The sequence below is a fragment of the Stenotrophomonas sp. STEN013 genome, assembly GCF_056760355.1.
This window is the reverse complement of the sequence record NZ_JBRREO010000002.1, coordinates 192276-218527: the sequence shown is the minus strand read 5'-3', so window position 1 is coordinate 218527 and position 26252 is coordinate 192276. Positions and strand designations below refer to the sequence as shown.

Genomic DNA, 26252 nt, shown 5'->3' with positions numbered 1-26252 from the left:
TCGCGGACTCGGTCTGACCTGTTAACGTTCCAGCATGAACTGTGGCGTTCTCCTAATTACCCATCCCGGTGTCGGCAGTGCCCTGCTGGACGTTGCCAGACACCTGCTGCGACAACTTCCGCTGAAAACCGAAGTCTTCGAAGTACCGTTCGATGCGGATCTCGACGCCCTGCTGCCCCAGGCCTCGGCCGCGCTGCGCAGGGTGGAGAGTGAGGCCGGCGTGCTGGTGCTGACGGATCTGTACGGTGCCAGCCCCAGCAATCTGGCTGCCCAGCTCGCACGCCTCGGCACGCCGGTGCGGCGCGTGTCCGCGTTGAGTCTGCCGATGCTGCTGCGGGTCATGAACTATCCGGAACAGGGATTGGACCAACTGCCCGCCACTGCGGCGGCGGGCGCACGCAATGGAGCCATCATCGACGATGCTTGAACAAGTACTCACTGTATCCAACCGCCTGGGCCTGCATGCCCGCGCGACCGCCAAACTGGTGCAGCTGCTGTCCGGCTACCGCGCCAACGCCACGCTGCTGGCCAAAGGCCGCGAGGTCAACGCCAAGAGCATCATGGGCGTGATGTTGCTGGCCGCCGGCCAGGGCACTCCGGTCACCGTGCGCGTGGATGGCGAAGACGAAGCGGCGGCACTGGCGGCCGTGGTGGATCTGTTCGAACGGCGTTTCGACGAGGACAACTGATGGCCCGCTGCGCCCCCCAGCAGCGCACTGCCGTCACACGGCGCGGGAGCGCGCGGTGGTGATCCGGCTGCACGGCCATGGCGCATCCCGCGGTACCGCGCTGGGCCGTGCCCGGGTGAGACTGCCCTACACCCAGGAGACCGGCAAAAAGCACGTGCCCGCCGCGGCGGTGCCGGCCGAGCTGGAACGCCTGCACTTGGCCCTGGACGCCGCCCGCGCGGAAATGCGCGACCTGCGCCATCGCCTGCAAGGTGCACTGCCCGCCGAAGTCGGCGAGTTCCTCGATCTGCACGCGATGCTGCTGGATGATCCCGAACTGCTGGTGGCATTGGATGACCTGATCCGCAACAACCGCTACAGCGCCACCTATGCGCTGCGCACCCAGCGCGACCGGCTCGCCCAGGTCTTCGAAGGGATGGAAGACGCCTACCTGAAGAGCCGTCTGGATGACCTGGATCACGTCATCGGGCGCATCCACGCGTTTTTGCACAAACGTCCGGCCGGAGTGAAGGGACTGGCCGGCGAGATCCTGGTCTGCGAGAACGTCGCCCCGTCTGAACTGGCGCAGCTGCAATCGCAGGGCGTCGTCGGTATTGTCAGCAGCGCCGGCAGCACGTTGTCGCACAGCGCCATCCTGGCGCGCAGTCTGCACCTGCCGCTGGTCGTCGCCGCCAGCGGGGTGCTCAGCCGCATCAATGACGGTGACGTGCTGATTCTGGATGGCGGCACGGGCGAGGTCACCCTCGATCCCGGTGCCGAGGACCTGCGCCAGTACCGGGTGCGCCTGCGCGAGTTGGCCCGCGAGCAACGCGAACTGGGACGGCTGCGCTCCAAACCCACCCGCACCCGCGACGGTGTCGACGTCACCCTGCTGGCCAACGCCGAATCGCACGAGGATGTCGCCAGCGCCCACGCGATGGGCGCGCACGGCCTGGGCCTGTACCGCACCGAGTTCCTGTTCCTGCAGCGCAACGAATTGCCCACGGAAGAGGAACAGTTCCAGATCTACCGCGACACGGTACTGGGCATGAGTGGCCGCCCGGTCACCATCCGCACGCTGGACCTGGGGGCGGACAAGGCCGACCGCACCGGGCTGGCGCTGACCAGCGAGGAGAATCCGGCACTGGGGCTGCGCGGCGTGCGCCTGTCGCTGGCCCACCCCAAGGTTGCCGATGCCCAGCTGCGGGCGATCCTGCGCGCCTCCGGCTATGGACCGGTACGCGTGCTGGTGCCGATGGTCAGCGCGCGTGAGGAGATTCTGGCGGTCAAACGGCGCATGAGCCGCCTGGCGGTGGCGCTGCGGGCCGAGGGTCATGCCGTGGCGGAGCAGACGCCACTGGGCGCGATGATCGAAGTGCCGGCAGCGGCGATCGCACTGGAGACGCTCATTGACCAGGTGGATTTCCTGTCCATCGGCACCAATGATCTGGTGCAGTACCTGCTTGCGGCCGACCGCAACAACGAGGCTGTGGGCGCGCTGTATTCGCCACTGCATCCGGCTGTGCTGCGGCTGCTGGCGCAGGTGATCCAGACCGCGCAGGCACACGCCACACCGGTGGCGGTATGCGGGGAGATCGCGGGCGATCCGCAGATGGTGCCGCTGCTGCTGGCACTGGGCCTGACCGAGTTCAGCCTGCATCCGGCCACGCTGCTGGAGGTCCGCCGCACCATTCGCGACAGCGATCTGCGCATGCTGCGCCAGCGCGGCAAGAAGCTGCTGCAGGCACGTGATCGGCGCGGCATTGAGCGCTGGATCCGCGAATCGGCTCCGGCCTGAGCTGCCACCGGCGTAGAAACACGGTGCATCCCTGATGCGCGCACGCAATAATGACGCGCTGGACACCGCTGATGCCGCATCCTGTCTCCGGATAACGGCCTTTTCTTCTCTCTGGAGCTCCGATGGCCGAAGCCGTACGCCACGACAAGACCGCGCGACAGCTGCGCCTGCTTTCCGATGCGCTCGACAGTGGGCGCCTGGGGCCGGTGCGTCGTCTGGTCAACACGTTGGCGCCGGCCGAGATCGGCAACCTGCTCGAATCGCTGCCGCCAGGCAAACGCGAAGTCGTATGGGGACTGGTCGATCCGGAAGACGACGGCGAGGTGCTGGTCCACGTCGGTGATGAAGTCCGCGAAAGCCTGCTGGCGGACATGGACCCGGACGAGATCATCGCCGCGGTCGAAGACCTGGACATCGACGATCTGGCCGATCTGGTCGAGGATCTGCCCGATACCGTCATCGACGAAGTCCTCAAGTCGATGGATCGCGAGAACCGCGAGCGGCTGGAGCAGGTGCTGTCGTATCCGGAGGATACCGCCGGCCGCCTGATGAATCCGGATGTGGTCACCGTGCGCGCCGACGTCAACGTCGATGTGGTGCTGCGCTACCTGCGCCTGCGCGGTGAGCTGCCCGATCACACCGATCACCTGTTCGTGGTCAGCCGTCGCCACCAGTATCTGGGCCGGCTGTCATTGGCGGCGCTGGTCACGCATGAGGACAGCACGCCGATCAACCGCCTGATCGACGACGAGCAGCCGGCCATCGATGTCGGCGAAAGCGCCGAGGAAGTCGCGCGCCAGTTCTCCGACCACGACTGGGTCTCGGCGCCGGTGGTGGACGACAACAACATCCTGCTCGGCCGCATCACCATCGACGACGTGGTCGACATCATCCGTTCGCAGGCCGAGCACCAGGCGCTCGGCGCCGCCGGTCTGGACGAGGAAGAGGATCTGTTCTCGCCGATCAAGCGCGCAGTGCGCGGCCGCGTGGTGTGGCTGGGCATCAACCTGTGCACGGCCTTCCTCGCAGCCTCGGTGATCGGCCAGTTCGAAGTCACGCTGGAGAAAATCGTCGCCCTCGCGGTACTGATGCCGATCGTCGCCGGCGTCGGCGGCAACGCTGCGGTGCAAGTGCTGACGCTGATGGTGCGCGGTCTGGCGCTGGGTCAGGTCGGCCCCAGCAACGCCCGCATCCTGCTGTGGAAGGAAATGCGCGTGGCACTGATCAACGGCACCCTGATCGGCGTGGTGGTGGGCATCATCGCTTTCCTGTGGTTCCACAGCATGCTGTTGTCGGTGGTGATCACTCTGGCGCTGATCATCAACTTCTGCGCCGCCGCGCTGGCCGGTGTATTGCTGCCGCTGATGCTCAAGCGCATGAACGTGGATCCGGCCGTCGCCGGTACCGTGGTGGTGACCGCAGTGACCGACGTGATGGGCTTTTTCAGCTTCCTCGGCCTTGCCACTTTGATCCTGCTGCACTGAGTACCCCATGACCGTTACCGTCCACGACTACTACCAGCCCGGCTGGCGCGAGCACCCCCACACCTGCCCTTCCTGTGACTGGCAAGGTGCCTCGAGGCAGATGGAAATGGAGCTGCACGATGAGCAGACGGAATACAGCTGCCCGCAATGCGAATTCCCGCTGCTGATTATCCAGCACCCGGATCTGGCCGCCGTACACGCCGCCGCCGCGGCAGGCACCGTTGAAGCTCAGCAGCAACTGGAGATTCTGGCAATGGCCCCGCGCGCCTGAGCAGGGCGTTGTGCCACTGACAGCCCCCTGTCCAATGCGCTAGGCTCGCCCCAACGCCCTTGCCAAGGAACGTTGTATGCGCCTGCTGTTGCTGGTTGTAGCCGGCCTTTGCAACGTCGCACTGGCCCAGAGTGAGACCAGTCCTTCGGTGCTGAGCACTACACCGCTGCGCTCCCCTGTGGCAGAGCCGGCTTTGGGAAGCCAGCTGCGCCTACCCGTGGAGCAGGCCATCGCACAGAGCCTGAAAGGCGATCACGCTAGGGCCAGGCCTGCCCTGCTGGATGCGGCGAAGCAGTGTGACGCCTACCTCGCCGTACCCGGACGCCAGGTACGGGCGTTCCGCAGCCAGCGCCAGTATCTGCACTATCTGGATACCCACGGCGATGGCCAGCCCACCGACTGGCTGGATATGGCCTGCGCCAATGCCTACAAGCATCTGGGCTATATCGCCGTGGAGCAGGACCAGATCGAGCAGGCCTTGCGCTGGCTGGACAAGGCCCATGCCAGCGCGCCCTACGAACCCGAGCCCCTGACCGAACGCGGCGCGGCCCTAACCCGCCGCCGCGACTGGGCCGGGTCACTGGAAAACTATCGGCAGGCACTGGCGCTCACCCGCAGCCACCCCGAAGCGGCCTATCTGGAAGCTTTGGCACTGCGCGGCACCGGGTTTGCGCTGATCGAACTGGGCGACCTTCCGGCCGCCCGACAGGCTTACGAGGCATCGTTGCAGCTGGACCCGGAAAGCAGAATCGCCGCCAACGAGCTGATCTACATCCAGCAGCTGCAGCGCAAGGCCGATGCCGACAGCACCGCGACCTCCCGCCCCTGAACCGAATGATCAGGCCAGCAGCATTTCCAGCACGGCCATGCGCACCGCCACGCCGTTGGCGACCTGACGCAGCACCCAGGACTGCGGACCATCGGCGACCTCGTCGGTGACCTCCACGCCGCGGTTGATCGGCCCCGGGTGCAACACCGCCGCATCCTTGCCCGCACGTTTCAGGCGCTCGGCGGTTAGGCCGTATTCGGCGTGGTATTGCTCCAGCGATGGCACCAGCCCTTCTTCCATGCGCTCGCGCTGCAAGCGCAGCATCATCAGCGCATCGACGCCTTCCAGCATCGCGTCGAAGTCCTGGCCGACGATGCAGCCCTTGAGCGTTTCCTCGTCCGGCAGCAGCGCCTGCGGGCCACACACACGGATTTCGCCCACGCCCAGCGTACGCATCGCATGCAGGTCGGTACGGGCCACCCGCGAGTGCTTCACATCGCCGGTGATCAGCACTTTCAGTTTCGAAAAATCCGGTCCCTTGGCCTGACGCAAGGTCAGCATGTCCAGCAGGCCCTGGGTCGGGTGCGCGCTGCGACCATCGCCGGCATTGACCAGTGCGGTGCCCTCGCCCGCAGCCGCGGCCAGCTCAGCCACCGCGCCATCATCGGGATGGCGCACGATGAAGCCGCGCACGCCCATCGCCTCCAGATTGCGCAACGTGTCGCAGGCGGTTTCGCCCTTGCGTGCCGATGAGGTGGACGCATCGAAGTTCAGCACATCGGCGCCCAACCGCTGCGCGGCCAGCTGGAACGAACTGCGGGTGCGCGTGGAGGGTTCGAAGAACAGCGTGCACACGGCGGTACCGGCAAGCACCGAGCGCTTGTTGCCGACCCGGCCCATGGCCGCATCTCGGATCTGACCGGCACGATCGAGCAATTGCAGCAGGTTCTCGCGGGGCAGCCCTTCCAGGGTCAGCAGGTGGCGCAAACGTCCTTGTGCATCGAGTTGCGAAGCGGTCATGACAGAGTTCTTGGCAGGAGTCAGGAAACAGGAATGGCATCGTGCGGAGCCGACAACCAGCGCTCGATGATGACCGCCGCGGCGACCGCGTCCAGGTTGGCGGCGTCACGACGACGCTTGCGACCTTCCGAGCGCTCGACAGCGAAGCGGCGCGCCGCCTCCACCGAGCTGGAGCGCTCGTCGATCATCAACACCGGCACCTTGTAGCGTTGCTGCAGCTGCCGCGCGAAAGCACGCGCGCGCTTGCGATTGGGCTGGTCCTCGCCATCAAGTGTCAACGGATCACCGACGATCAGACCGTGCGGACGCCAGTCCTTGAACAGGCGATCCAGCGCAGTCCAGTCAGGACCAGCTGCGTGCACATCGATCACCGCGATCGCACGGGCATTCATACCGAAGGAACTGCCAATCGCCACGCCGATCCGGCGCGAACCGACATCGAACCCGAGGACCGTGCTGTCGGTGGAAAGGGCCGGATCAGGCATGTCCGCTGTATCCCGCCAGACGGAAAAGATCCACCCCGATGCGCGCGGCCGACAGCTGCCAGCGCTGGTCCATCGGTGTATCGAACAGCAGCCCGGCATCGGCCGGCACGGTCAACCAGCTGTTTTGAGCCAGCTCCTGCTCCAGCTGGCCGGCGCCCCAGCCCGCGCATCCCAGCGTGACCAGCGCATGCCGCGGCCCATCTCCGCGCGCCATCGCCTCGAGGATGTCGCGCGAGGTGGTCAGGTACAGACCTTCGGCCACCGTCAGGCTGGAATCCCAGCTGCGGGCATCGTCATGGATCACAAAGCCGCGTTCGGTATGCACCGGACCGCCGCTGAGGACTGGCTGTGCGCACAGGGCCTCGTCATCGGAGACGATATCCATCTGCATCAACACTTCGCCCAGGGTGTACTCGGAGGGCTGGTTCACCATCACGCCCATCGCACCATTCTCATCGTGCTGGCAGATCAGCGAAACGCTGCGGGCGAAATGGGGATCGAGCAGCGACGGCAGCGCCACCAGCAGGTGATTGGCAAGTGGGGAAGACAGCGCGGACATGCGCCTATTCTAGCGTTTACCGCCGTTGAAGGCGTGCTGGCGGATAATCACGCCGCCCTTACCTGCGCCTGCGCCCATGTCCAGCTATTGCGATATCGCTCCCGGCCACCCTGTTCACGCCCACTACCACGCCCACGAGTACGGATTTCCGAAGCGTGAGGAAAGCGAGCTGTTCGAGCGGCTGGTGCTGGAGATCAACCAGGCCGGGCTGAGCTGGGAAACCATTCTGAGAAAACGCGAGGGCTTCCGCGCCGCCTATGACGGTTTTTCGGTGGACAAGGTGGCCGCCTATGGCCAGGGCGATGTCGCGCGCCTGCTCAACGATGCCAGCATCATCCGTAACCGCCTGAAGGTGCATGCGGCCATCCACAACGCGCAGGTGATCCAGCAGCTGCGTGCCAGCCACGGCGGCTTCGTCCAGTGGCTGGATGCCCACCACCCCTTGCCCAAGGCGGACTGGGTGAAGCTGTTCAAGAAGACCTTCCGTTTCACCGGTGGCGAGATCACCGGCGAGTTCCTGATGAGCCTGGGCTACCTGCCAGGCGCGCACCGCCAGGACTGCCCGGTGCAAGCGCGCATCGCCGCGATTGGCCCGGCGTGGATGCAGGCTTGAGCACGGCGCCGTGGCCCGGACATTGGCCGACTCAACCGCGCAGGAAAATGCCCGCCAGCCCCAGCAGCCACAGCAAGCCGCCGAACAGGATGATCAGGATGTGCCAGACCAGCAGGCGATCCTGGCGGCGCATGTCCATCCGCAGGGATTGCTGGTAGCTGCGCATCAGCCAGTTCATCGGCAGCAGCGGAACAAAGGTGAAAAGGCCGATCACCCACAGGTTCTTGCCGATATTGCGCGGAAAGAACATCGACAGGTTGGCGATGAAGTTGAGCAGGAAGAACACCAGTGCCAGCACTAGCGGCGGAAACGCCAGCTGCCGCCGCCTGCTGGAAACGTAACTGTTGAGCCGGGGGAAACAGCTGAATCCCCACAGCGGTGCGAACACCGCGCGCCAGAACGGCCAGATATCCCCACCCTCCTGGTCGGAAATGGCCTGCCAGTTGCGGTAGAACCAGTACGGCACGTACAGACCGAACGTGCACAAGCTCATCATGACCAGCTTGCCGGTGGACGGAGCAAACACCTCCGGGTGCACCTGCGCTGTTCCGGATTCAACCGGAACAGAAGCCGGCCGCGCAACAACGGCCGGCGCCGTGACCGGGACCACCGGAGCCGCTGGAGGGAGATAGGGGTTCTGCACTTCCATCTGCACTTACTCCTTCCAGCGATGTCGATGGGAAAACTGCGGTCAGCGGACCTCGGCGATCTCCACGCCATCAAGCCCCTGCGCCAGCGTCTTGGCGTCGCCACCCTGGGCAAGCTTGATGCGCAGACGCACCTCGTTCTGAGAGTCGGCGTAGCGCAGCGCATCGTCGTAGCTGATCTCGCCGGCCTGGTACAGCTCGAACAGGCTCTGGTCGAAGGTCTTCATGCCCAGCTGCACGGAGTCCTTCATCACTTCCTTGAGCTTGTGGATCTCACCCTCGCGGATGTAATCCTGCACCAGCGGCGTGCCAAGCATGATCTCCATCGCCACGCGGCGGGCCTTGCCATCGGGCGTGGGCACCAGCTGCTGCGCCACCACACCCTTCAGGTTCAACGACAGGTCCATCAGCAACTGGTTGCGGCGGTCTTCCGGGAAGAAGTTGATCACGCGGTCCATCGCCTGGTTGGCGTTGTTGGCGTGCAACGTGGCCAGCACCAGATGGCCGGTTTCGGCAAACGCGATGGCGTGGTCCATGCCTTCACGGGTCCGGATTTCGCCGATCATGATCACGTCCGGCGCCTGCCGCAGCGTGTTCTTCAGGGCGGCCTCCCAGCTGTCGGTGTCGATACCCACTTCGCGCTGGGTGATGATGCAGCCCTCGTGCTTGTGCACGAACTCGATCGGATCCTCGATGGTGATGATGTGCCCGGTCGAATTCTGGTTGCGGTAGCCGATCATCGCCGCCAGCGAGGTCGACTTGCCGGTACCGGTGGCGCCGACGAACAGGATGATGCCGCGCTTGGTCATCGCCAGGGTCTTGATGACCGGCGGAAGATTCAGCTCTTCCACGGTCGGGATGCGCGTCTCGATACGACGCAGCACCATGCCCACCTGGTTGCGCTGGTAGAAACAGCTCACGCGGAAGCGGCCGACACCGGACAGGCCGATGGCGAAGTTGCACTCGTGGGTCTTCTCGAACTCCTCGCGCTGCGCCGGCGTCATCACGTTGAGCACCATGTCACGGCTTTGCTGCGGCGTCAGGGGCGTCTGGGTGATCGGCGACAGCTTGCCGTTCACCTTCATCGACGGCGGCATGCCGGCGGTGATGAACAGATCCGACGCCTTCTGGTGCGCCATCAGCTTGAGGAACGAGGTGAAGTCGATGGTACTCATGAAAATGCTCCGACAGAGGCGCTACGTTTACGGATCAACACCATGCCGATCATTCGAACAGTCGCTTGTCTTTGGCGTATTCCTTGGCCTGGTTGCGCGTGATGAGGCTGCGTTTGACCAGATCCTGCAGATTCTGGTCCAGCGTCATCATGCCCACCTGCTGACCGGTCTGGATCGCCGAATACATCTGCGCCACCTTGTCTTCACGGATCAGGTTGCGGATGGCCGGAGTCGCCACCATGATCTCGTGCGAGGCGATGCGGCCGCCACCGACACGCTTGAGCAGCGCCTGCGAGATCACCGCGCGCAGGGATTCGGACAGCATCGAGCGCACCATCGGCTTCTCGCCGGCGGGGAACACGTCGATGATACGGTCGATGGTCTTGGCCGCCGAGCTGGTGTGCAGGGTGCCGAACACCAGATGGCCGGTTTCGGCGGCGGTCAGTGCCAGACGGATGGTTTCCAGGTCACGCAATTCGCCGACCAGGATGATGTCCGGATCTTCACGCAGCGCCGAGCGCAGCGCCTCGTTGAAGCCATGCGTGTCGCGGTGCACTTCGCGCTGGTTGATCAGGCACTTCTGCGAGGTGTGCACGAATTCGATCGGGTCCTCGACGGTGAGGATGTGGCCGTATTCGTTCTTGTTGATGTGGTCGATCATCGCCGCCAGCGTGGTCGACTTGCCCGAACCGGTCGGGCCGGTGACCAGGATCAGGCCCTGCGGCTGTTCGATCAGCTCGCGGAAGATCGGCGGGCAGGCCAGATCTTCCAGCGTCAGCACTTCCGAGGGAATGGTACGGAACACCGCACCGGCACCACGGTTCTGGTTGAACGCGTTGACACGGAAACGCGCCAGCGAGGGAATCTCGAACGAGAAGTCGACCTCGAGGAACTCTTCGTAGTCGCGACGCTGCTTGTCCGACATGATGTCGTAGACCAGCGCGTGCACCTGTTTGTGGTCCAGCGCCGGGATGTTGATGCGGCGGACGTCACCGTCCACGCGGATCATCGGCGGCAAGCCGGCGGAAAGGTGGAGGTCCGAGGCCTTGTTCTTGACCGAGAACGCCAAAAGTTCAGCGATATCCATACGCCGCTATATCCCCTGCGTTGCGTGTATCTGGAAGGTGTTTCCCCTGGCAGGCAGTATAGCGTTCCCACGTAAGAGGTAGACCCGTGTGTCCACTGTGCCACTAGCCGCGCTTGTGCGGGAAATTACCGCTATTTCACCGGCCGCGCACCTGGTGCGCCTGCTGGCGGTTTCCAAACTGCAGCCGGCCGGGGCGATTGCCGAGCTGGCCGGGCAGGGCCAGCGGGCGTTTGGCGAGAACTATGTGCAGGAAGCGGCCGCCAAGGTGCAGGCATTGGCGCCGCTGGGGCTGGAATGGCACCTGATCGGCCACCTGCAGTCCAACAAGGCCGAGCTTGCCGCCCGGACCTTTGACTGGGTACAGACCGTGGACCGGCCCAAGCTGGTCACCGCGCTTGCCCGTCACCGTCCAGCAGGGCGGCCGCCGCTCAATGTTCTGATCCAGGTCAACATCGACGATGAGGACAGCAAGCACGGCTGCAGCCCGGACGCGGTCCAGGCGCTGGCCGCCGCCATCGCCCGCGAGCCCATGCTGTGCCTGCGCGGGCTGATGGCCATTCCCGCGCCCCACCCCGAGGCGGAACGCCGGCGCGCCGCATTCGCGCGCATGCGGGAGCTGTTCGATGCCCTGGCGGGGCGGTACCCGCAGGTGGATACACTGTCGATGGGTATGAGCGGCGACTTCGCGCTGGCCATCGCCGAGGGCGCAACGATGGTCCGCGTTGGCACCGCCCTGTTCGGCCCACGCCCTTCTCCCTGATTGCTGTCGAGGCTTGCATGACCGGTTCACCGACGTCACCTTCCCTTTCTTCCGACGGCATCGCCTTCATCGGTGGCGGCAACATGGCCCGCAGCCTGATCGCCGGGCTGATCCGCCGCGGCGTGGCCCCGGCCAGCATCCGCGTCGCTGAGCCGGTCGCGGCATTGCGCACGGCGCTGGCGCGGGACTTTGGCGTGACCGCCGTCGCCCATGCCGCGGCGGCCGTTCCCGGCGCTGCCCTGTGGGTGATGGCGGTCAAGCCGCAGGTGATGCGTGAGGTCTGCGCCGACCTGGCCGGACTCGCACAGCAGGCCGCACCGGTGATCGTCTCCATCGCCGCCGGCATCACCGGCGGCCAGCTGGACCGCTGGCTGGGCGGTGATCGTGCCATCGTCCGCGCCATGCCCAACACCCCGGCCCTGCTCGGTGCCGGCGTTACCGGCCTGTTCGCCAACGCCCGGGTCACCGTGGCGCAACGTGCGCAGGCCGAACAGGTGCTGGCCAGTGCCGGGCGCACCGTCTGGATCGAGAGTGAGGCACTGATGGATGCGGTGACAGCCGTCTCCGGCAGCGGCCCGGCCTATGTGTTCCTGCTGGCCGAGGCGATGGAAGCGGCCGCACTGGAACAGGGCTTGCCCGCCGACGCCGCCCGCACGCTGGTGCTGGATACGGTGCTGGGCGCGGCCCGCATGTTGACCGAGGCCGGAGAGCCGCCGGCCGAGCTGCGCCGCCGGGTCACTTCCCCGGGCGGCACCACCCAGGCCGCCATCGAAACCTTGCAGGCCGGAGGCTTTGAGACTCTGACCGCCAGGGCCATCGAAGCCGCCGCGCGCCGCGGGCGGGACCTGTCGGCCGCCAACGATTGAGCCTGCGTACCTGCGCGTGCAGCCCACCGGCAACTCGCCCGAGGAAACCTGCCATGTCCAGATGCATTCCACTGCTGCTGTCCGGGCTGCTCATCGGCCTGCCCGCCTGCTCCGGGCAACCCCCACCGCAGGCGGCAACGCGCGCGCAAGCCGCACCTGCCCATGCCGATCTGGGTCCGCTGCGCGTGCACTACAACCTGTTCCCAACGCTGGCAATGAACGAAGCGGTGGCACGCAGCTATGAGATCAGACGCGAAGCCAACCGCGCCTTGCTGGTGGTGGCGCTGCGCGAGCGCAGCGACAACCAGGAGCTGCCCGCCGAAGGCGATGTGATCGCGACGGCCACCGACCTGTCGGGCAGGCGCCAGCACGTGGCATTGCGCGCGGTACGCACCGGACCGTACACCGATCTGATCGGTTTGCTGGAGGCGCGGCCCCACGACCAGCTGCGGGTGGAACTGCAGGTACGTGCCACCGCCGGCCAGGGGAAAGTGGGTTTCGAACGAAGTTTCTGAATACTGCCGAAACCGCCGATCACGCCCGGCCGCGCGTTGCGACCTCCGCCTGCGCGCCTGTAATCGGCGCTACAGCTTCCACAATTTCCCTTTCAAATCAGTCCCGTAATCCAGTGCATACGGGGCGGTGGCGGCTCCACCCCCATTCATAGAATTTGACGCAGCTCACGCAAGGCTCAAATTGACATGGGAGTGAGGCCCACCATACTGGCCCCCTTTCCCTCTTCCGCTCGTGCCCATGGATGCGGCCGCGCCGGATAAATGACGTCTTTTCCCATGCAAAAATCCCCTCCTCCACTGCTGCAGCTGCAAGGCTGGGGCATGAGCCGTGGCCGCCGGACGGTGCTGGCATCGATCGATATGGTGATCGATGGCCCGGGCATCGTGGTGCTGATGGGCCCGGGTGGTACCGGCAAGTCGTCGCTGCTGCAGGCGCTGTCCGGTCAGCACAACGCCCACGGCGAGCGCTGGGGCCAAATGCTGTTCCAGGGCCAGCCACTGCCGGCGGCCGCCCGCCCGCCGGCGCTGGTGCACCAGCAGCCACGCGAACTGGGCTTCAGCGTCCTGGAGAACCTCAGTGCCGCGCTGCGCCAGCAGCACGGAGGCAGCAGTCAGCACGCGCTGCGCGAGGAAGTCGTCACCCGGCTGCACGCCCTGGGCGCCGATAGCCTGGTCGCGCAGTTGTCGCAGCGGGTGATCGATCTGCCGCGTGGACTGGCGCGACAGCTGGCGATCCTGCGCGCGGCCCTCAGCGGCAGCCCCTTGCTGCTGATCGACGAGCCCACCAGCGAGCTGGATGCGGCCGATACCGAGGCGGTACTGGCACTGATCCAGCGACTGGCCACCACCCATACCTGCCTGATCACGCTGCACCATCAAGCACAGGCGCGGCGTATCGCAGCGCGCGCGATCCTGCTGGCCGGCGGCCAGGTACAGGTGGATGCGCCTGCCGCCGCATTCTTCGCCAATGACATGCGGCACCCGGTGCTGGCGCAGTTCCTGCGCACCGGCAGTTGCCATGTGCCGGCGCCGGATGCGCGGGCCGAAGAGCTGGCGGACGATGTCGCTGCGCCCGTTCCGGCTGCCGGCGCAAACCAGGCGCCGGCCGACACCCTCGGCGTACGTCCGCCGCCTGTACCCGTCGCGCTGCCGGCCACCCCCATGCGGCGGGGCCCGACCGGCTTCCACTGGCTGGTGCCAGGCAAGCTGGCGGGCTGTCCGATGCCCGGCGTGGTGTTCGCCATGGATCACGATCTGGCACTGCTGCGCGGCATGGGCATCAGCGTGCTGGTCAATCTGACCGAGCGCGAGATGCCGGCCGAACTGCTGGCCCCGCACGGCTTGCGCAGTTACCACCTGGGCATTCGCGATCGCGGTGCACCGCCATTGCTATGGGCCAAGCTGCTGCTGGCCAAGATCGAAGTGATGTTGCGCGAAGGCGAGGTCGTCGCCGTGCATTGCCTGGCGGGACTGGGCCGCACCGGGCTGGTGCTCGCGGCGTGGCTGATCCGCGAAGGACTGACCGCCGAAGAGGCACTGCGCCGGCTGCGCACCATCGAACCGGGCTTCGTGCAATCACAGGAGCAGGAAGACCTGCTTCACGCACTGGAAGAAAACCTGCTGATCCGCGCCTGCTGATCGGTATCTGTTGTCCTCGACTCCCCCGGCAACCGGACCGCACCGCGGTCTGGCGCCCTCCTCTTTCCCTCCCCCAGGAATCACCCCGATGTCTCTCGACAGCACCCTGCAACATTCCGTCGCCTCCATCCCCGAATGCGTGGCCGCCGGCTACGTCGATATCAGCTCCGGCATGCTGCTGTCGGTCAAGACCGTGGATTCGCATCCGCGCGAAGTGCTGGACCTGGTCGCCGCGGCCACCGCCGACCTGTACCAGGGCCCGAACATCCGCAGCATCGAGCAGATGTTCCGCCGCGCCCGTGGCCTGCAGGAGCAGGAAGGCGCGCACTACTTCCAGGAAATCATCGTCAACAGCGAAAACCTGATCCACATCTTCATGCGTGGCAAGCGCTACCCGGACTACGTGATGGTGTTCGTCTGCCGCCGCACCGCCAACATCGGTATGGCCCTGACCCGCTCGCGTCTGGCGATGCCGGGGATCGAAGCGGAAATCTGAAACACCAAGGCCACCTGTCGGTGGCCTTTTCGATTGCGCGGCACGGGCCTGTGATTACACCGCTCAGTGCAGCGGCACACCATCGACCTGGTGCAGGTCCTCGCGCAGGATGCGGCGCACTTCCAGCACCGCCTCGGGCGTTTCCTGCACGCTGTGCCCGGACACGATCACCTTCTCCGACAACGCGCCATCCAGATGCGCGCTCCAGTACGGCACCAGACCATCGTCCGAGTCGGCCGTGGCCACCTCGGCTTTACGCTTGGCGATGATGGAGTGGTACTTCAGGCCAGGCACCATCGGCAACGCCGAAGAGACTTCGATAAACGGATCACTGGCCTTGAGGTTGTCGATGCTGTTGCTGATGCGCGGCTCCCTGGGCTTCCCGCCATCCTCCTCCGGGTTCTGCAAGGCCATGAACGCATCACCGAATGCACCGAGGAGGGTCAGCGGCAGCCGCACCAGTTTGCCGATCATGCGTCCCAGACGATTGCCGGCCGCATCGGTTCCCCTGTGCGGGGCCGCCAGGAAAATCGCGCGCTGCACGTTGGGCTGCGGGGTGAAGTGCATCACCGGCCCCAGCTTGGCCTCCACCCGCTTCAGGCGCTCACCGCGCAGGTTGTAGCGTTCCACCGTGTCCTTCCACAGCACCTCGCCCGAATCACTGAGCATCAGCCGTGCGAGCACACCGCCCATGCTGTGGCCGATGAACACCATGTCATGCGACGCGGCGGCCGTGGCCTTCGGATCGAAATTACGCAGCGTGCGGTTGAAGGCGTTGCTGATGGTGTAGCGGTTCAAGGCGATCGGCGCGTTGGTCGGGTAGTACACCGACCACACCTGGTAGTGCTTGCGCATCTGCGGATCACCCATGATCTCGTTGGCCAGGTTCACCCAGGCCTCCGGACTGCTGGCCAGGCCGTGCAGCATGAAGATGATGCGCCGGTCGGGGTCGTAGGGCTGCATCAGGTAGATATGCGGCTCGCGGATGCCCTCGCCGCGGCCGAACAGGGTGCGCAGCGACTCGGTGGCAAACCCCGAGTGGGCAAGCCACAGTCCATAGGCAGCGGTGAAATTGGCCGCCAGCGGCACCTCCTGCCCGTGCAGGGTGATGCTGGTGGTGACGTCGGGGGAATATGCTTCCAGCCGGATGTTGCGCGTCGCCAATACCTGCTCGAGCGTATCGCCTTCGAAGTTCAGCACGACGGTGGCATTGAGCGCCGGCATTTCGCTGTAGACCGGCAACTCCACTTTCTCGCCTTCCAGCGGGACCGCCAGCGGCGGCGACTCCATCACCACCACCAGCTCCGCACCAAAACCGTCGCGGCGATAGGAACTGCGCAGGCCGGCAAAGCTCACCGACGAGGCCGCCACCAGCTGTTTAGGAACGCTGCGCAGGTTGAGCTGGTCAAGCGTGGTGCGGATGGTCCAGCGATCCACCTGCACCGGGCGCAGGAAATCCTCCCCCTCCAGCGCGCGCGTGCGGACACGCTGGAACACCACCGACGCGGTCTGCTCGGCCGCATGGTTGTAGTAGTCACGCACCTGCGTGAGCCGGTCCTCCAGCGCCCTCTGCGCGGGCGTACGGCCACTGAAGAACAGGTAGGCGTAGGAATAACGCGCGGTCTCCAGCCATGCATCCAGCGCATTGGCCGGCAACTGCATCGGCTCGCCGCCCTTGGCCTGGGGTGTGAGCGCCAGCGCCTCCTGCATCCACAACTCGGCCAGGGTCGACAGCCGCTGTTCGGTCTGCAGCCCTTCGTTGTCGGCCACCCGTTGCCGGCACAACGGCAGATCCTTGCCGCATTCGCCGGCGGTCTGCCCGATTACCGCCAGCGCTTCCTGCGACAACGCACTCAACCGGCCACTGTTGAGGATGTCGTCGCGTTTGAGCATCACATAGTCGGTGCTGCTCACCGACTTCATCTTCACCATCGCACAGCCGCTGGACAGCAGCAGTGCCATCCCCGCCATGAGCGGCAACAGCCGACGCATTCCAGTCAGCCGCGGTGGGTTCATTGCAGGGTTCCAGCAATTCCGATGCCGGGCACGCCGGCGCGTATGCGGCTTGAGAAATCGGCAGCATCACCGCTGTCGCGGGCGCGCTGCGTGATCCGCCCCAGTTGCTGCAGCCGTTCCAGGGAGACGCCCGGTGTCAGCCCGCCGACATCGGCGACATACCCGGCCAGATAGCCGGACAACAGCAGCCGGTAATCCATCGGCAGACCCGGCACGATCCGGCGCATCAACTCGTACACCACCGTGGTGCAGTTGCTGGTCAGCGAGTTGTAGAAGCGCGGCGCCTGCTGCAGCTGCTGCGCGGTGGCGACATAGGCCCCCAGCAGATCGCGCAACTTGTCCGGACCCAGGCCATGCAGGCGGTACAGATAGACATCTTCGCCACGCACGTTGCTGCGCACCTGCACGATATCGCGCTCATCCGCGGCTACCAGCACGGCTTCGAACTGGCGGAAAAAGCCCCCCAGCGCCGAGAACTGCTCACCTTTTTCCTTGCGGATCTCCAGCGAGAACACCAGCTGGCGGCCATCGGCGAAACCGAAGGACACCAGGGTGTGGGCGATGGCCGGCCCCATCCAGTAGGACAGCAGCAGATCGGCTGATTGCACCTGCGAAAGATCGTACTGCCGGGGCTCCCAGCGCACGTCATAGTCGTCTGCGGTGCGCCAGTGGAAATTGCGCACGTTGTCGATCACCAGACGATCACCCTGGATGCGCGCGCGCAGCGGTTGCGCCACATCCTCGGCCCATTGACGGTCCTGCTGCGGGACGATGGTCGCCCACCACACCAGCATCAGCACGAACAACGCCCCGAACACCGCCAGCGAATGCCAGCGACGCTTGGGCCCGAAGCCGGCGCGTATCGCCCAGATCGTCGGCACGCACCACACCAGCACCGCCGCGACGCGTGCCGCGACATTGCCCGGGAAGTGGAACCACAAGGCAAAGCCCCCCCAGATGCCGATCGCCAGACACACCAGCGCCAACACCGTGCAACCAACGCTGCGCAACACACTCCTCAAGCGCAGCCTTTTGCCATTTGCCACTTCAAACCTCCGCACGCCATTTTTTATTGGCCGGCAAGACAGGGAAATGACCGCTGGATGCGGACGATGTCCTCTTGTCGACCTCCCTACCCTTTCACGGGTCATCCGACCCGGGCGCAAAGATAGCTTGAGCGACCCGGAAAGCCGAGGGACACTGCAACAAAAAAGCCGGCACTAGGCCGGCTTTTTCTTGTTTCGCGTGGTGGGCGGTGCAGGGATCGAACCTGCGACCCTTGCCGTGTGAAGGGGAAATTTTGCGCAGCCACCGCAAGCTTTTCCACCGTTTTGGCACCTTTTTGAGCCAAATTGGCGACATTTGCCAGATTTTTGGAAAGCAGGCTTTCGATCAGGAGACTCAAACCTTCCTCAACATACATAGCAACATGGCAACGATCACCTTTCGACCTTCCACCAAAGAAAGCAATGCCACCGGCCGCAAGTCAGGCCGCTGGCAGGCACGAGTACGCCGTCATGGTCTCCCCCCGCTCACCAAGAGCTTCAGCACCAAAGCAGCAGCAGAAGTCTGGGCCAGGGCGCAGGAGAGCAACTTCGAAGCTGGGACCTGGAGAGATGACTCCCAAGCACGCTCTACCACTCTTCGATCGCTCTTCGAGCTCTATGCAGTCAAAGTCGTTCCGTCCAAGAAGGGCCGTCTCGCCGATGAGGCACGCATCCGAACGCTGTTGGATGACCCGCTCTCCCGCTACACCCTTGCATCGCTCAACACAGCAGCCCTTGCACGCTGGCGTGATGCACGTCTGGCCGGCGGCGCTATGGGCTCCACCGTCAACCGGGAACTCAATCTGATCTCCTCGGTCATTAACTGGGCACGCAAAGACCTGATGATCCAAGCAGACAACCCCGTTGCCAACATGAGACGTCCCAAGAATCCTCCAGGTAGGGATCGCCGACTGGAACCGGGCGAAGAGCAGCGCCTTCTTGCTGTACTGACTCCTTGCAAAGTGTCACGCATAGGTCCTTCACGCTCGGGAGCTTACTCCTGTGGCTCCAGGAATCCCTTCTTGAAACCTGCAGTGTTGTTAGCTCTGGAAACCGCAATGCGCCAAGGAGAACTGCTGGAACTGCGGTGGGAGTACATAGACCTCGGCAAGCGCGTGGCATACCTTCCCTCCACCAAAAACGGGGACTCACGATCTGTGCCACTGAGCACAAAGGCACTGGCTATCCTGGAATCCATGGATGTTCAACCTGAAGGCAGGGTTTTCCAGATGACTGCCGATTCACTCAAAAAAGCATGGAAGCGAGCCTCGATCAGTGCAGGCCTTGAAGATCTGCGCTTCCATGATCTGCGTCATGAAGCCACCTCGCGTCTTGCAGAGAAGCTACCCAACGTGATCGAACTCTCAGCGGTCACTGGTCACAAGGACCTGAAAATGCTCAAGCGCTACTACCATCCTCGTGCCGAGCACCTCGCATTGAAGCTGGGCTAGATCTTGTCATAGATGGAGTCAACAGAATTTCCTGAACAGGGCTAGACATAACCCCGGGGCTTGGCCAGCTTCAACCATGTGGCGGTGGCAACAGGTCAGCCAAGACTTGGGCAATAGATTGGAAACCCGCTTCGTGTCTGTTGATTAGGTAATCAAAAATTTCTTCTTGTGTGGCAATCCCTTTTTCTTTCAGGTGGTTCTCAAAATCTTTGTCGCCGGTGAAGTTATCTCGCTGGGTGACGAATGGAAATTCTGGATCTTCTTGCCTAGCCGCCCAGAGCGCCTTCTCAACGCTTTTCAGTGGGATCATATGGACACGAGCGTTCTGGGCGTATTTTTCCTTGTATTGATCGCCATCAAGGATCGCGATCACCCTTTCCGGATCAGCCAAGAAGCGATCTGTCTCATTACTCTCAATGAGCCCTGCAACCTGAGACGCCCCTCCGATGTAGATCACTTTGTAGCTGAGTAAAGTAGTGGGGCAATACTTCTTCACTAGATGGTGGATTAGGGCGATGAGCTTCTTATCTTCCGTTGCGATATACCTATCATAGCCAATGAAGCCAAACAGCTTTAGCATCGCTTGGCTGAAAGAAGTGGGCGCAATGGAAACACCGCCATTTTCCTCCTCCATGTAAAACAACTCATCAACCTCCAGCTGCTGCATGAGCGCGAGGGAGTGAGTGGTGAAGATAATCTTACAGCCGTATTTCCCGCAAAACCCACGCAGCCAATTGGGTAGGTTTGCTTGCGCAGCCGCGTCCAAGGACAAATCAATCTCATCTATGACCAAAAGCTTTGATGGACCTTTGATGGTGCGGAAGAGATTTATGAGGAAGTGCTCACCGGAGCTTAAATAATCCTCTCTAACGTATGTCCCATCGTCCCTGACAAGCGCGTAGTAGCTCTTACCCTTGAGTCGAACCTCGACCATTGCTGAGTAACGGCCCGTTTCGTAAATCGCGTTCAAGAAGGAGATGAGCTCTTCTGGGCGGCCATAGGTTTCAAAGGCAATGGCGGTTCGTATGTCTTGGTCTGCTTCGCTGGCACTTCTGAAGTAGTTGAACCGAGCTCCATATGGCATCGGAAGCTCGGCAGCAATAAGCTCGCGGAGTTGTTTAGGTATCTTCTCATGGCAGTCAAGGGAGCGAACAACGTCGTTGTAGGCAAAGGTTACCTGTTCGCCATCCAGATCATAGACAATACGGCTCTCCTTTGAGAACGCATAAGGAGTTGCTGTTTTCACAAACGTGTCTGAGTTCGAAAGATTTCGAAGCGCTCTCACCAAAGTCGTCTTTCCTGCACCGTTTCGGCCAACTAGACACAGCAAGCCACTCTTGGAGAGATCCACATCAAAGTGCAGATGAGCAACATGCTGGATGGCGTCCAGGGTCACTTGTAGCCGGCTCATTGAGCAGACCTGTGCAGGAGACTATCAATCACAGTAGTACCGAACTTGCTTCTTAGCTTTTCGAGATAGGCAGGATCTGCGGAGTGAACATAGCTGACGAGGCCACTGAGACGCTCCAATCCCTCCTCCATCCCTTGCCTGGGAGTCTCCTCAAATATCCTTAGCAACTTAGCCCTATCTCGCAGGTAGAAGTGAATCCAAGACTCTATCCGATTGCGAACTTCACGATCGATAGAGACAACTCCACTTGGAAGAATGAGCAGTCCCAAGTGTTTCACCTTACGGCCGATAGTTGTCAGCTTGCTCTTCGCGGGATTGAGACAGAAGTCGTCACCGATCTCAGCGGAAAGGCAGTCCTCGATGACGGCGCCAGCGTCTGACAGGTCGGCTCGGTCCTTTGAAGACAGCATGATGTCGTCTGCATAGCGGGTATAGATCCATCCCCGGGCATCGCTGATCTCTGCCAAACGCTGATCGAAAGACAGGAGGCAGGCGTTGCTCAGAACTGGGGAAGTAGAGAAGCCAATAGGCAGCTTGCCACCGACCGTTAATAGCGTGAGGATATGTTCTAAGTGAGCATGTAAATCGCTCACTGGAGTCTGGTTTTCCGTCAAGACTTTACGAATCAGCGGGGTAGTAATGCTGTCGAAAAACCGTTCCAGATCCGTCTGGAAAAATGCCCGACTCTTCGCGTGCGGTTCGACCGCCTGAATGATGGTCGCCCCTCTACGGTAGGCAAAGGAAACCGTCGCATCGACAGGTAGGTGATCAAGAAGAACCCGACTCAGGAAGACGTGGAAGTCCTTAAGAGTGCTTGAAGGCTTATAGATGGTGCGGCCCTTCCAAGGCACCGGGCTGTAGTTACTCTGGGGATGAAGGGTCAAGAACTCTTCAAACCGGTATTTGCCGTGAAACATGGCGTCGAACAGCTTAAGGAGCGGCTGTGGGGTCACGGGTCGCGGCCTATCACTTCATGGGATGAAGGTTAGCGTAGCCCATTACACACCAAGGCAGCACATACGAAATGCCCGGTCGGGCGTAAGCCTGCGACCGGGCATGCGTAAATTGATGAAACGCCCTAGGGACCAGACATTAGACCGGAGCTACTCCTGGTCGCTGGTATGGAGAAATCCTAGCACGGCCGAGACACCATACGCAAGCGCCCACTTCTGGAACAGAACTTGCCCGGACCTGCCAGCTACTCTCCTCACCTTCTGGACCCGGCTTCCAGGACACAGCCGACTACATCGACGGGTTCCACAATCCCATTTGCCATCATGCTCACTTCAGGGGTGTCAGTTCTGACGGGTTCGAGGTAGTGCCACTCCCCGCCCCTCTCCTCCCTGCAGCCACGTGTCCACTAAAAACTAGGAACTCCAGCATCGCGACTCAACCAAGAAAGCAGTGGCATCTGCATAGAGTTACGTAACTTCGGTATGAAAGTTACGTAACTTCTGCATGAAAGTTACGGGACTTTACATGCAGCAGGTGGGATACAGAACGCTCATGGCAGTGTTGCGCAGGTCATGGCGTGCCCTCCTGCCACAGCGCCGCGTCGTCGTCTTGCCGCTTGGCATCGCGCTCGTAGAATCTGGCGATCTCATCCAAGGTTTCGGCCGTGCGCGGGAACGTGACGCACATACCTACGGCGTCCTTTCGGAAGTGTTCCGCCAGACCCCGCTCGGGCGCCCCACCGGTATCCATCCCGCGCGAGTGTACGCCGCGGTTATTCATGACACCAATGCGCAGCCCCTCGTGGATCACATCACTACCAGGATATTCCAGCAGTTCGCGCACCACCTCACAGGGCCACGCGCCGCCCTGTTCCGCCGGACACTTGGACAACCATGTGCCGATCGAACTGTCGGTCGCGTCGGTGCGATCGCGCTCCAAGGCGAGCTGACGCACGCCCTGGATCCATTCGAAGAATGCCCGGCGATCCACCACACCGTCGGTCCCAACACCGGGGGTGCCGCGGCCTTCGTGCAGGATGCTCCACGCATGCGCCCGCGTCGCGGACGACACCTCGGGGTCATCGTTTGACGTCGCCAGGCTGACAAGATCCATGAAGAACGCCGGGTCACTGCAGAGCTCGTCGAACAACACCTGCGCGCGATGCTTGCCATGGCGCAATGCATCAAACCAGTGGAACTGCAGCAGCGCCAGCTCCCGACGCGGGAACTCGCTGTCTGCTTCCAGCACCGCCAGCGCTTCACCGATCCACCACCCATTCAGCTGCCCGCCCTCCGGGTCCGCCCCGCTGCTGATCGCGTTGAGGATCTCGACCAAGCGCGGGGTGCCTACGCGCTGGGGACGGTACTGCAGCACATGGAAAGCGGCGCGATGCCTGCCGGCATCGACCAGCCTGTCGACGACAAAGTGCAAATCCCCCTCCTCGTCCGACAGGATGCTCGGGTTGACCCCCGCCCAGTACGCAGTACGCAACTCGACCGGCTGTGCGTCCACGAACGCCCAGGTGTGACGATCAAATGGCGCGGCGAGTAGGAAGCGCAACAACAGGCTGGCCCGGTCCATGCTCTGCGCCGCCTCGAGCATCGCCGTGCGCCGCTCCAACGGCAGGCCGTGCAGGAGCCCGGCGAGCAAGTTGTCGTGGGCGGCATCGGCCGTGGGCAAGAAAGCGATCGCCCAGTCCGTCAGCGTCGATTCCAAGGCCTCCGCGATCGCGATGTGCCAGCCTACGATCCATGGCGTTCCAACCTGCGTGGCCAGCCGTTCGATTCCGGCCCAACCACCGGCGGCGAAGACGTCCGCCACGGCCTGTGTGCGCAGCTGCGCACGCAGCACGTTGGTCGCCTCGTAGTCGTCTTCCTTGCCGTCGGGCAGTTCCACCCAGCCGTTGAGGAACAGCCACGCGTGCCGCTGGACGAGGTCTTCTGGGCCGAGCGCATCAAACAACGCGCGCAGCGCCCGCGCCTCCGCGACCGCTTCGGCGTCGTTCGCGTTGTAGCTCAGCTGCCAACTCACGCGCGCGCGCACAGCTTCGCGCACCTTCTGACGCTCAGCGTCCGTGAATGCCACCGCGGCGAAGATCATCTCCATCAGCCGCTCCCGGTAACCATCCTCGAAGGCATCGAGGCGACCCACCAGCTGCGCTATGCGTTCGGCATGAGCTTCGGCAGCATCTAGCACGCGCCTACCCACTGCCGGGAGGATGATGTCGGCCTCAACCCACTCGTTCGAGCGCGGCGCCCCGGCATCGTAATGGCGCCAGCGCGGCTTGGCGTTAGCGCTGGCCCAACTGGCTCCGTTCGGGAGCATGTTGAACATCAGCTCCCAAGCCAAGTCTTCGTGATGCTCGATCAGCCGGTCGAGGACATCCAGGCGGAGCTTCGCGCTCGCCGTTGTTTGCGGCCACCACGGCCGCAACAACGACAGCAGCGAATTGTTCGGCCGGTTACTCATGTTGCTCTTGACCGGCGCATCGGTCAGTTGCGCGAGTGCATCGCATACCCTGGCCAGGTGACGCGGCGCCCACGCCAGGATTTCCAGCGCCCAAAGCAGATTCACGTGGTAGCTGCGGCCGGTGAAATCGTCGTTGGACTGCTCGGAGAACAGGCGCATAACTGGTGCGTCCGCGCGTCGCAGGCTGGCGTCCAGCAACCGCAAGAACAGGTCCGGCGAGGCCTCGGCCAGCTGACGCAGCCACCCTTGCAGCGACAGCCAGCGCTCGCCATCGGCGCCTTCGAGCAGGTCGCGGATCAACTGATCGACCCGTGCCATCCAGTCGTGACGTTCTGTTGCCTCGGCGAATACGCGCAACTTGATCAACGAGTCAACCATCGCGCCCAGCACGATGCCCGACTGCTCGCGCACGTGGCCGTACACCGCGGCCATCCAGCGTTTGTCTGGGGCGAGCTGAAGTGCTGGGTCGGGCTCGACCAGCGCGGCGTGCGCGGTGGCGAAAAAGCGCGTGAGCTGATCATTGGTCAGCGCGCCGGCGAACAGGTGCAACAGCTCCAACGGTGCCTTTGCCTTCCAGATGTTGCCAATGCGCAACACTGGGGCGTCATCGACCTGGGCGAGTTTGTGCAGATCACGCTCGATCGCTTCATAGGGCCGCCCGGTGATGGCCTCGACACAGGCACGGTCACCTGCTTTGCTTTCGTTCCAAGCCCCCACCAAGACGATGGCAGACAGGCAATCGGCGGCCGCGTCCTGCATCCAAGCCGGCCGCACGATCGCTGGATTACTGGCGCGACGGCGACGATACACCGACCACGAGCGCCCACAGCTGGAGGTCAACCGACTGGCTTCAGCAGGCTCCACCCCCAGGGCCTTGAGTGCGCCTTCAAAGCTCTGCGCGTCCGGGCGCGCAAGCACGACATCCTGGTCGCCACGAGTGTCCCTGCCGGCAGCCCCGGACGCAGCCCAGTCGCCCAGATGCGCCGGCACGATCAGGCACTGCCCCGCGCGGGCGGCGCGCGCCGCCGCTACCGGCGCATTGGTCGCCACCACGATCTGCACCTCCGGATGGGCATCGACGAAGGTCAAGCCTTCGAGCGCGGTCACGCACGCGGACTGCGAGGCGAGCCCGAGCGCCTCCAGCTGCGCACAGGCGAAGGCGACCGCTTCTTCGCTGCTGTCCGCGCACACGACCAGTTGCTCGGGACGCGAGGCGATCACGGCAGCGAACTGCTCAGCTTGTGCCGCCCGACCGGCCGCGAAGGCTTCGTAGGTGATCGGTGGCTGTGTCTGTTGCCGCCAGGTGTCCCACGTCGCCGTCACCGTGGTTACACCATGGCCGCGCACGTCTAGCTGTTCGCCTAACCACAGCGCGACGCTGCCGGCGCTCTCCAGCCAAGTGGCCAGATCATCAGCGTCATAGGCGCGCACCATGCGCCAGTGGCCGATAGCTTCGGCGTCGGCGCGCCAATCATCCTTGCCAGCCCAGATGCGCGGGGTAACGAACACGAACGCGAGTTCACTGGCCTCCTCGCTCGGTGTGGTGTCCGTGCGCGTCTTGAAGTCACCTTTGGCCTTCTTCAGCGGGTCATCGGCGGTGCCGATTTCCCAGCGAGAGCGCGCGACGGGTACCCAAGCATTCGCGGCTAGCGCGGTGACCACGCCATCCCAGCCGCGGAAGTTGCTTGTGTCGGCGCCGCGCACCGCCAGCTCGGTCAATTCGGTAGTGGCCGCGATCAGGCGGCGTACCAGTTCGGGCAACAAGCCCTTCGCTTCAGCCTGGTCAGCCCAGCCCGCGATCATCGCCGCACTTATCCGCACCCGCGACCTCCCTTATTGGCCTCGCCCTGACGACGGGAATAGTCCATCACGCGAAGATCTTCAACGAAGTTACCTGCGGATGCAGGGTAGGATTTCTCCCACAGTACCGGAGACACCCGCCTTTTGGCGCACCTTTACCTCTCGCTACGGCTCGCCAAAACCAGATCTGTGAACGTACCTCCTACCACTTCGGGTCGACTGCTACCCGGAGTCCGTGCAAATAGACCGCTAGC

Annotated in this window: 24 protein-coding genes; 13 read left to right on the top strand and 11 right to left on the bottom strand. The window is 63.5% G+C overall.

Going from position 1 to position 26252, the window contains the following annotated elements:
- Positions 1 to 34: 34 nt before the first annotated feature.
- From ACVOMH_RS05210 to ACVOMH_RS05185, 6 genes are all read left to right on the top strand, one after another.
- Positions 35 to 427 carry a PTS sugar transporter subunit IIA gene (locus ACVOMH_RS05210; RefSeq protein WP_481551251.1) on the top strand — a complete coding sequence of 131 codons (393 nt, stop codon included), beginning with the start codon at positions 35 to 37 and terminating at the stop codon, positions 425 to 427.
- A complete protein-coding gene (locus tag ACVOMH_RS05205) occupies positions 420 to 689 on the top strand; it encodes an HPr family phosphocarrier protein (RefSeq protein ID WP_481522907.1) in 270 nt (89 codons plus the stop codon). The genes ACVOMH_RS05210 and ACVOMH_RS05205 overlap by 8 nt, the downstream gene beginning before the upstream one ends.
- Positions 690 to 744: 55 nt before the next feature.
- Positions 745 to 2466 (top strand): phosphoenolpyruvate--protein phosphotransferase, encoded by a 1722-nt coding sequence (ptsP, locus tag ACVOMH_RS05200; protein WP_481551250.1) that lies wholly within the window; start codon positions 745 to 747, stop codon positions 2464 to 2466.
- A gap of 122 nt (positions 2467 to 2588) precedes the next feature.
- The gene (gene mgtE, locus ACVOMH_RS05195) at positions 2589 to 3950 is read left to right on the top strand and encodes a magnesium transporter (protein WP_054658365.1); all 1362 of its coding nucleotides are present in this window, start codon (positions 2589 to 2591) and stop codon (positions 3948 to 3950) included.
- A gap of 7 nt (positions 3951 to 3957) precedes the next feature.
- A complete protein-coding gene (locus ACVOMH_RS05190) occupies positions 3958 to 4221 on the top strand; it encodes a hypothetical protein (RefSeq protein ID WP_481551249.1) in 264 nt (87 codons plus the stop codon).
- Between the two features lie 76 nt (positions 4222 to 4297).
- Positions 4298 to 5050: a hypothetical protein gene (locus tag ACVOMH_RS05185; protein WP_481551248.1), complete on the top strand. Its 753-nt coding sequence runs from the start codon at positions 4298 to 4300 to the stop codon at positions 5048 to 5050.
- 9 nt (positions 5051 to 5059) lie between these two features.
- On the opposite strand, the gene ACVOMH_RS05180 is transcribed toward ACVOMH_RS05185, so the two are convergent.
- Genes ACVOMH_RS05180 through ACVOMH_RS05170 form a run of 3 tightly spaced genes read right to left on the bottom strand, consistent with a single transcriptional unit; the run spans position 5060 to position 7054 of the window.
- Positions 5060 to 6010, bottom strand: coding sequence for an aspartate carbamoyltransferase catalytic subunit (locus ACVOMH_RS05180; RefSeq protein ID WP_481551247.1), 951 nt, complete (start codon positions 6008 to 6010; stop codon positions 5060 to 5062).
- A gap of 20 nt (positions 6011 to 6030) precedes the next feature.
- Entirely contained in the window at positions 6031 to 6495 is a 465-nt protein-coding gene (gene ruvX, locus ACVOMH_RS05175; RefSeq protein WP_054658371.1) for a Holliday junction resolvase RuvX, read from the bottom strand.
- On the bottom strand, positions 6488 to 7054 hold the full coding sequence (locus tag ACVOMH_RS05170; protein WP_481522902.1) for a YqgE/AlgH family protein: 567 nt from the start codon (positions 7052 to 7054) through the stop codon (positions 6488 to 6490). Before ACVOMH_RS05170 ends, ruvX begins: the two co-directional genes overlap by 8 nt.
- Before the next feature lie 76 nt (positions 7055 to 7130).
- On the opposite strand from ACVOMH_RS05170, the gene ACVOMH_RS05165 reads away from it, so the two are divergent.
- Positions 7131 to 7667 carry a DNA-3-methyladenine glycosylase I gene (locus ACVOMH_RS05165; protein ID WP_481551246.1) on the top strand — a complete coding sequence of 179 codons (537 nt, stop codon included), beginning with the start codon at positions 7131 to 7133 and terminating at the stop codon, positions 7665 to 7667.
- A gap of 31 nt (positions 7668 to 7698) precedes the next feature.
- On the opposite strand, the gene ACVOMH_RS05160 is transcribed toward ACVOMH_RS05165, so the two are convergent.
- The 3 genes from ACVOMH_RS05160 to ACVOMH_RS05150 form a co-directional block, all read right to left on the bottom strand.
- On the bottom strand, positions 7699 to 8193 hold the full coding sequence (locus ACVOMH_RS05160; RefSeq protein WP_481551245.1) for a hypothetical protein: 495 nt from the start codon (positions 8191 to 8193) through the stop codon (positions 7699 to 7701).
- A 165-nt stretch (positions 8194 to 8358) separates the two neighbouring features.
- Positions 8359 to 9489, bottom strand: coding sequence for a PilT/PilU family type 4a pilus ATPase (locus ACVOMH_RS05155; protein ID WP_057506320.1), 1131 nt, complete (start codon positions 9487 to 9489; stop codon positions 8359 to 8361).
- A gap of 49 nt (positions 9490 to 9538) precedes the next feature.
- A complete protein-coding gene (locus tag ACVOMH_RS05150) occupies positions 9539 to 10576 on the bottom strand; it encodes a type IV pilus twitching motility protein PilT (protein ID WP_054658377.1) in 1038 nt (345 codons plus the stop codon).
- A 97-nt stretch (positions 10577 to 10673) separates the two neighbouring features.
- Here ACVOMH_RS05150 and ACVOMH_RS05145 point away from each other — a divergent pair, with 97 nt between their 5' ends.
- The 5 genes from ACVOMH_RS05145 (at position 10674) to ACVOMH_RS05125 (ending at position 14851) form a co-directional block, all read left to right on the top strand.
- The gene (locus tag ACVOMH_RS05145; RefSeq protein WP_481551575.1) at positions 10674 to 11336 is read left to right on the top strand and encodes a YggS family pyridoxal phosphate-dependent enzyme; all 663 of its coding nucleotides are present in this window, start codon (positions 10674 to 10676) and stop codon (positions 11334 to 11336) included.
- A gap of 17 nt (positions 11337 to 11353) precedes the next feature.
- Entirely contained in the window at positions 11354 to 12202 is an 849-nt protein-coding gene (proC, locus tag ACVOMH_RS05140; protein WP_481551244.1) for a pyrroline-5-carboxylate reductase, read from the top strand.
- A gap of 53 nt (positions 12203 to 12255) precedes the next feature.
- A complete protein-coding gene (locus ACVOMH_RS05135) occupies positions 12256 to 12717 on the top strand; it encodes a DUF4426 domain-containing protein (RefSeq protein ID WP_481551243.1) in 462 nt (153 codons plus the stop codon).
- A 276-nt stretch (positions 12718 to 12993) separates the two neighbouring features.
- Positions 12994 to 14355 (top strand): phosphatase domain-containing putative toxin, encoded by a 1362-nt coding sequence (locus ACVOMH_RS05130; protein ID WP_481551242.1) that lies wholly within the window; start codon positions 12994 to 12996, stop codon positions 14353 to 14355.
- An 88-nt stretch (positions 14356 to 14443) separates the two neighbouring features.
- A complete protein-coding gene (locus ACVOMH_RS05125; RefSeq protein WP_481551241.1) occupies positions 14444 to 14851 on the top strand; it encodes a hypothetical protein in 408 nt (135 codons plus the stop codon).
- A 63-nt stretch (positions 14852 to 14914) separates the two neighbouring features.
- Here ACVOMH_RS05125 and ACVOMH_RS05120 read toward each other — a convergent pair whose 3' ends face one another.
- Together ACVOMH_RS05120 and ACVOMH_RS05115 are read right to left on the bottom strand one after the other, a co-directional pair.
- On the bottom strand, positions 14915 to 16813 hold the full coding sequence (locus ACVOMH_RS05120; RefSeq protein WP_481551240.1) for an esterase/lipase family protein: 1899 nt from the start codon (positions 16811 to 16813) through the stop codon (positions 14915 to 14917).
- A 50-nt stretch (positions 16814 to 16863) separates the two neighbouring features.
- Complete coding sequence (locus ACVOMH_RS05115) at positions 16864 to 17847, bottom strand: Lnb N-terminal periplasmic domain-containing protein (RefSeq protein WP_481551574.1); 984 nt, start codon at positions 17845 to 17847, stop codon at positions 16864 to 16866.
- A 320-nt stretch (positions 17848 to 18167) separates the two neighbouring features.
- On the opposite strand from ACVOMH_RS05115, the gene ACVOMH_RS05110 reads away from it, so the two are divergent.
- Entirely contained in the window at positions 18168 to 19364 is a 1197-nt protein-coding gene (locus ACVOMH_RS05110) for a site-specific integrase (protein WP_481551239.1), read from the top strand.
- A 70-nt stretch (positions 19365 to 19434) separates the two neighbouring features.
- On the opposite strand, the gene ACVOMH_RS05105 is transcribed toward ACVOMH_RS05110, so the two are convergent.
- The 3 genes from ACVOMH_RS05105 to ACVOMH_RS05095 all read right to left on the bottom strand — a co-directional run bounded on the left by ACVOMH_RS05105 (position 19435) and on the right by ACVOMH_RS05095 (position 26001).
- Positions 19435 to 20760 carry an ATP-dependent nuclease gene (locus ACVOMH_RS05105; protein WP_481551238.1) on the bottom strand — a complete coding sequence of 442 codons (1326 nt, stop codon included), beginning with the start codon at positions 20758 to 20760 and terminating at the stop codon, positions 19435 to 19437.
- Positions 20761 to 20771: 11 nt separating this feature from the next.
- Positions 20772 to 21728, bottom strand: a complete 957-nt coding sequence (locus ACVOMH_RS05100) for a reverse transcriptase family protein (RefSeq protein WP_481551237.1) — start codon at positions 21726 to 21728, stop codon at positions 20772 to 20774.
- A 571-nt stretch (positions 21729 to 22299) separates the two neighbouring features.
- A complete protein-coding gene (locus ACVOMH_RS05095; protein WP_481551236.1) occupies positions 22300 to 26001 on the bottom strand; it encodes a hypothetical protein in 3702 nt (1233 codons plus the stop codon).
- Positions 26002 to 26252: the final 251 nt, after the last annotated feature.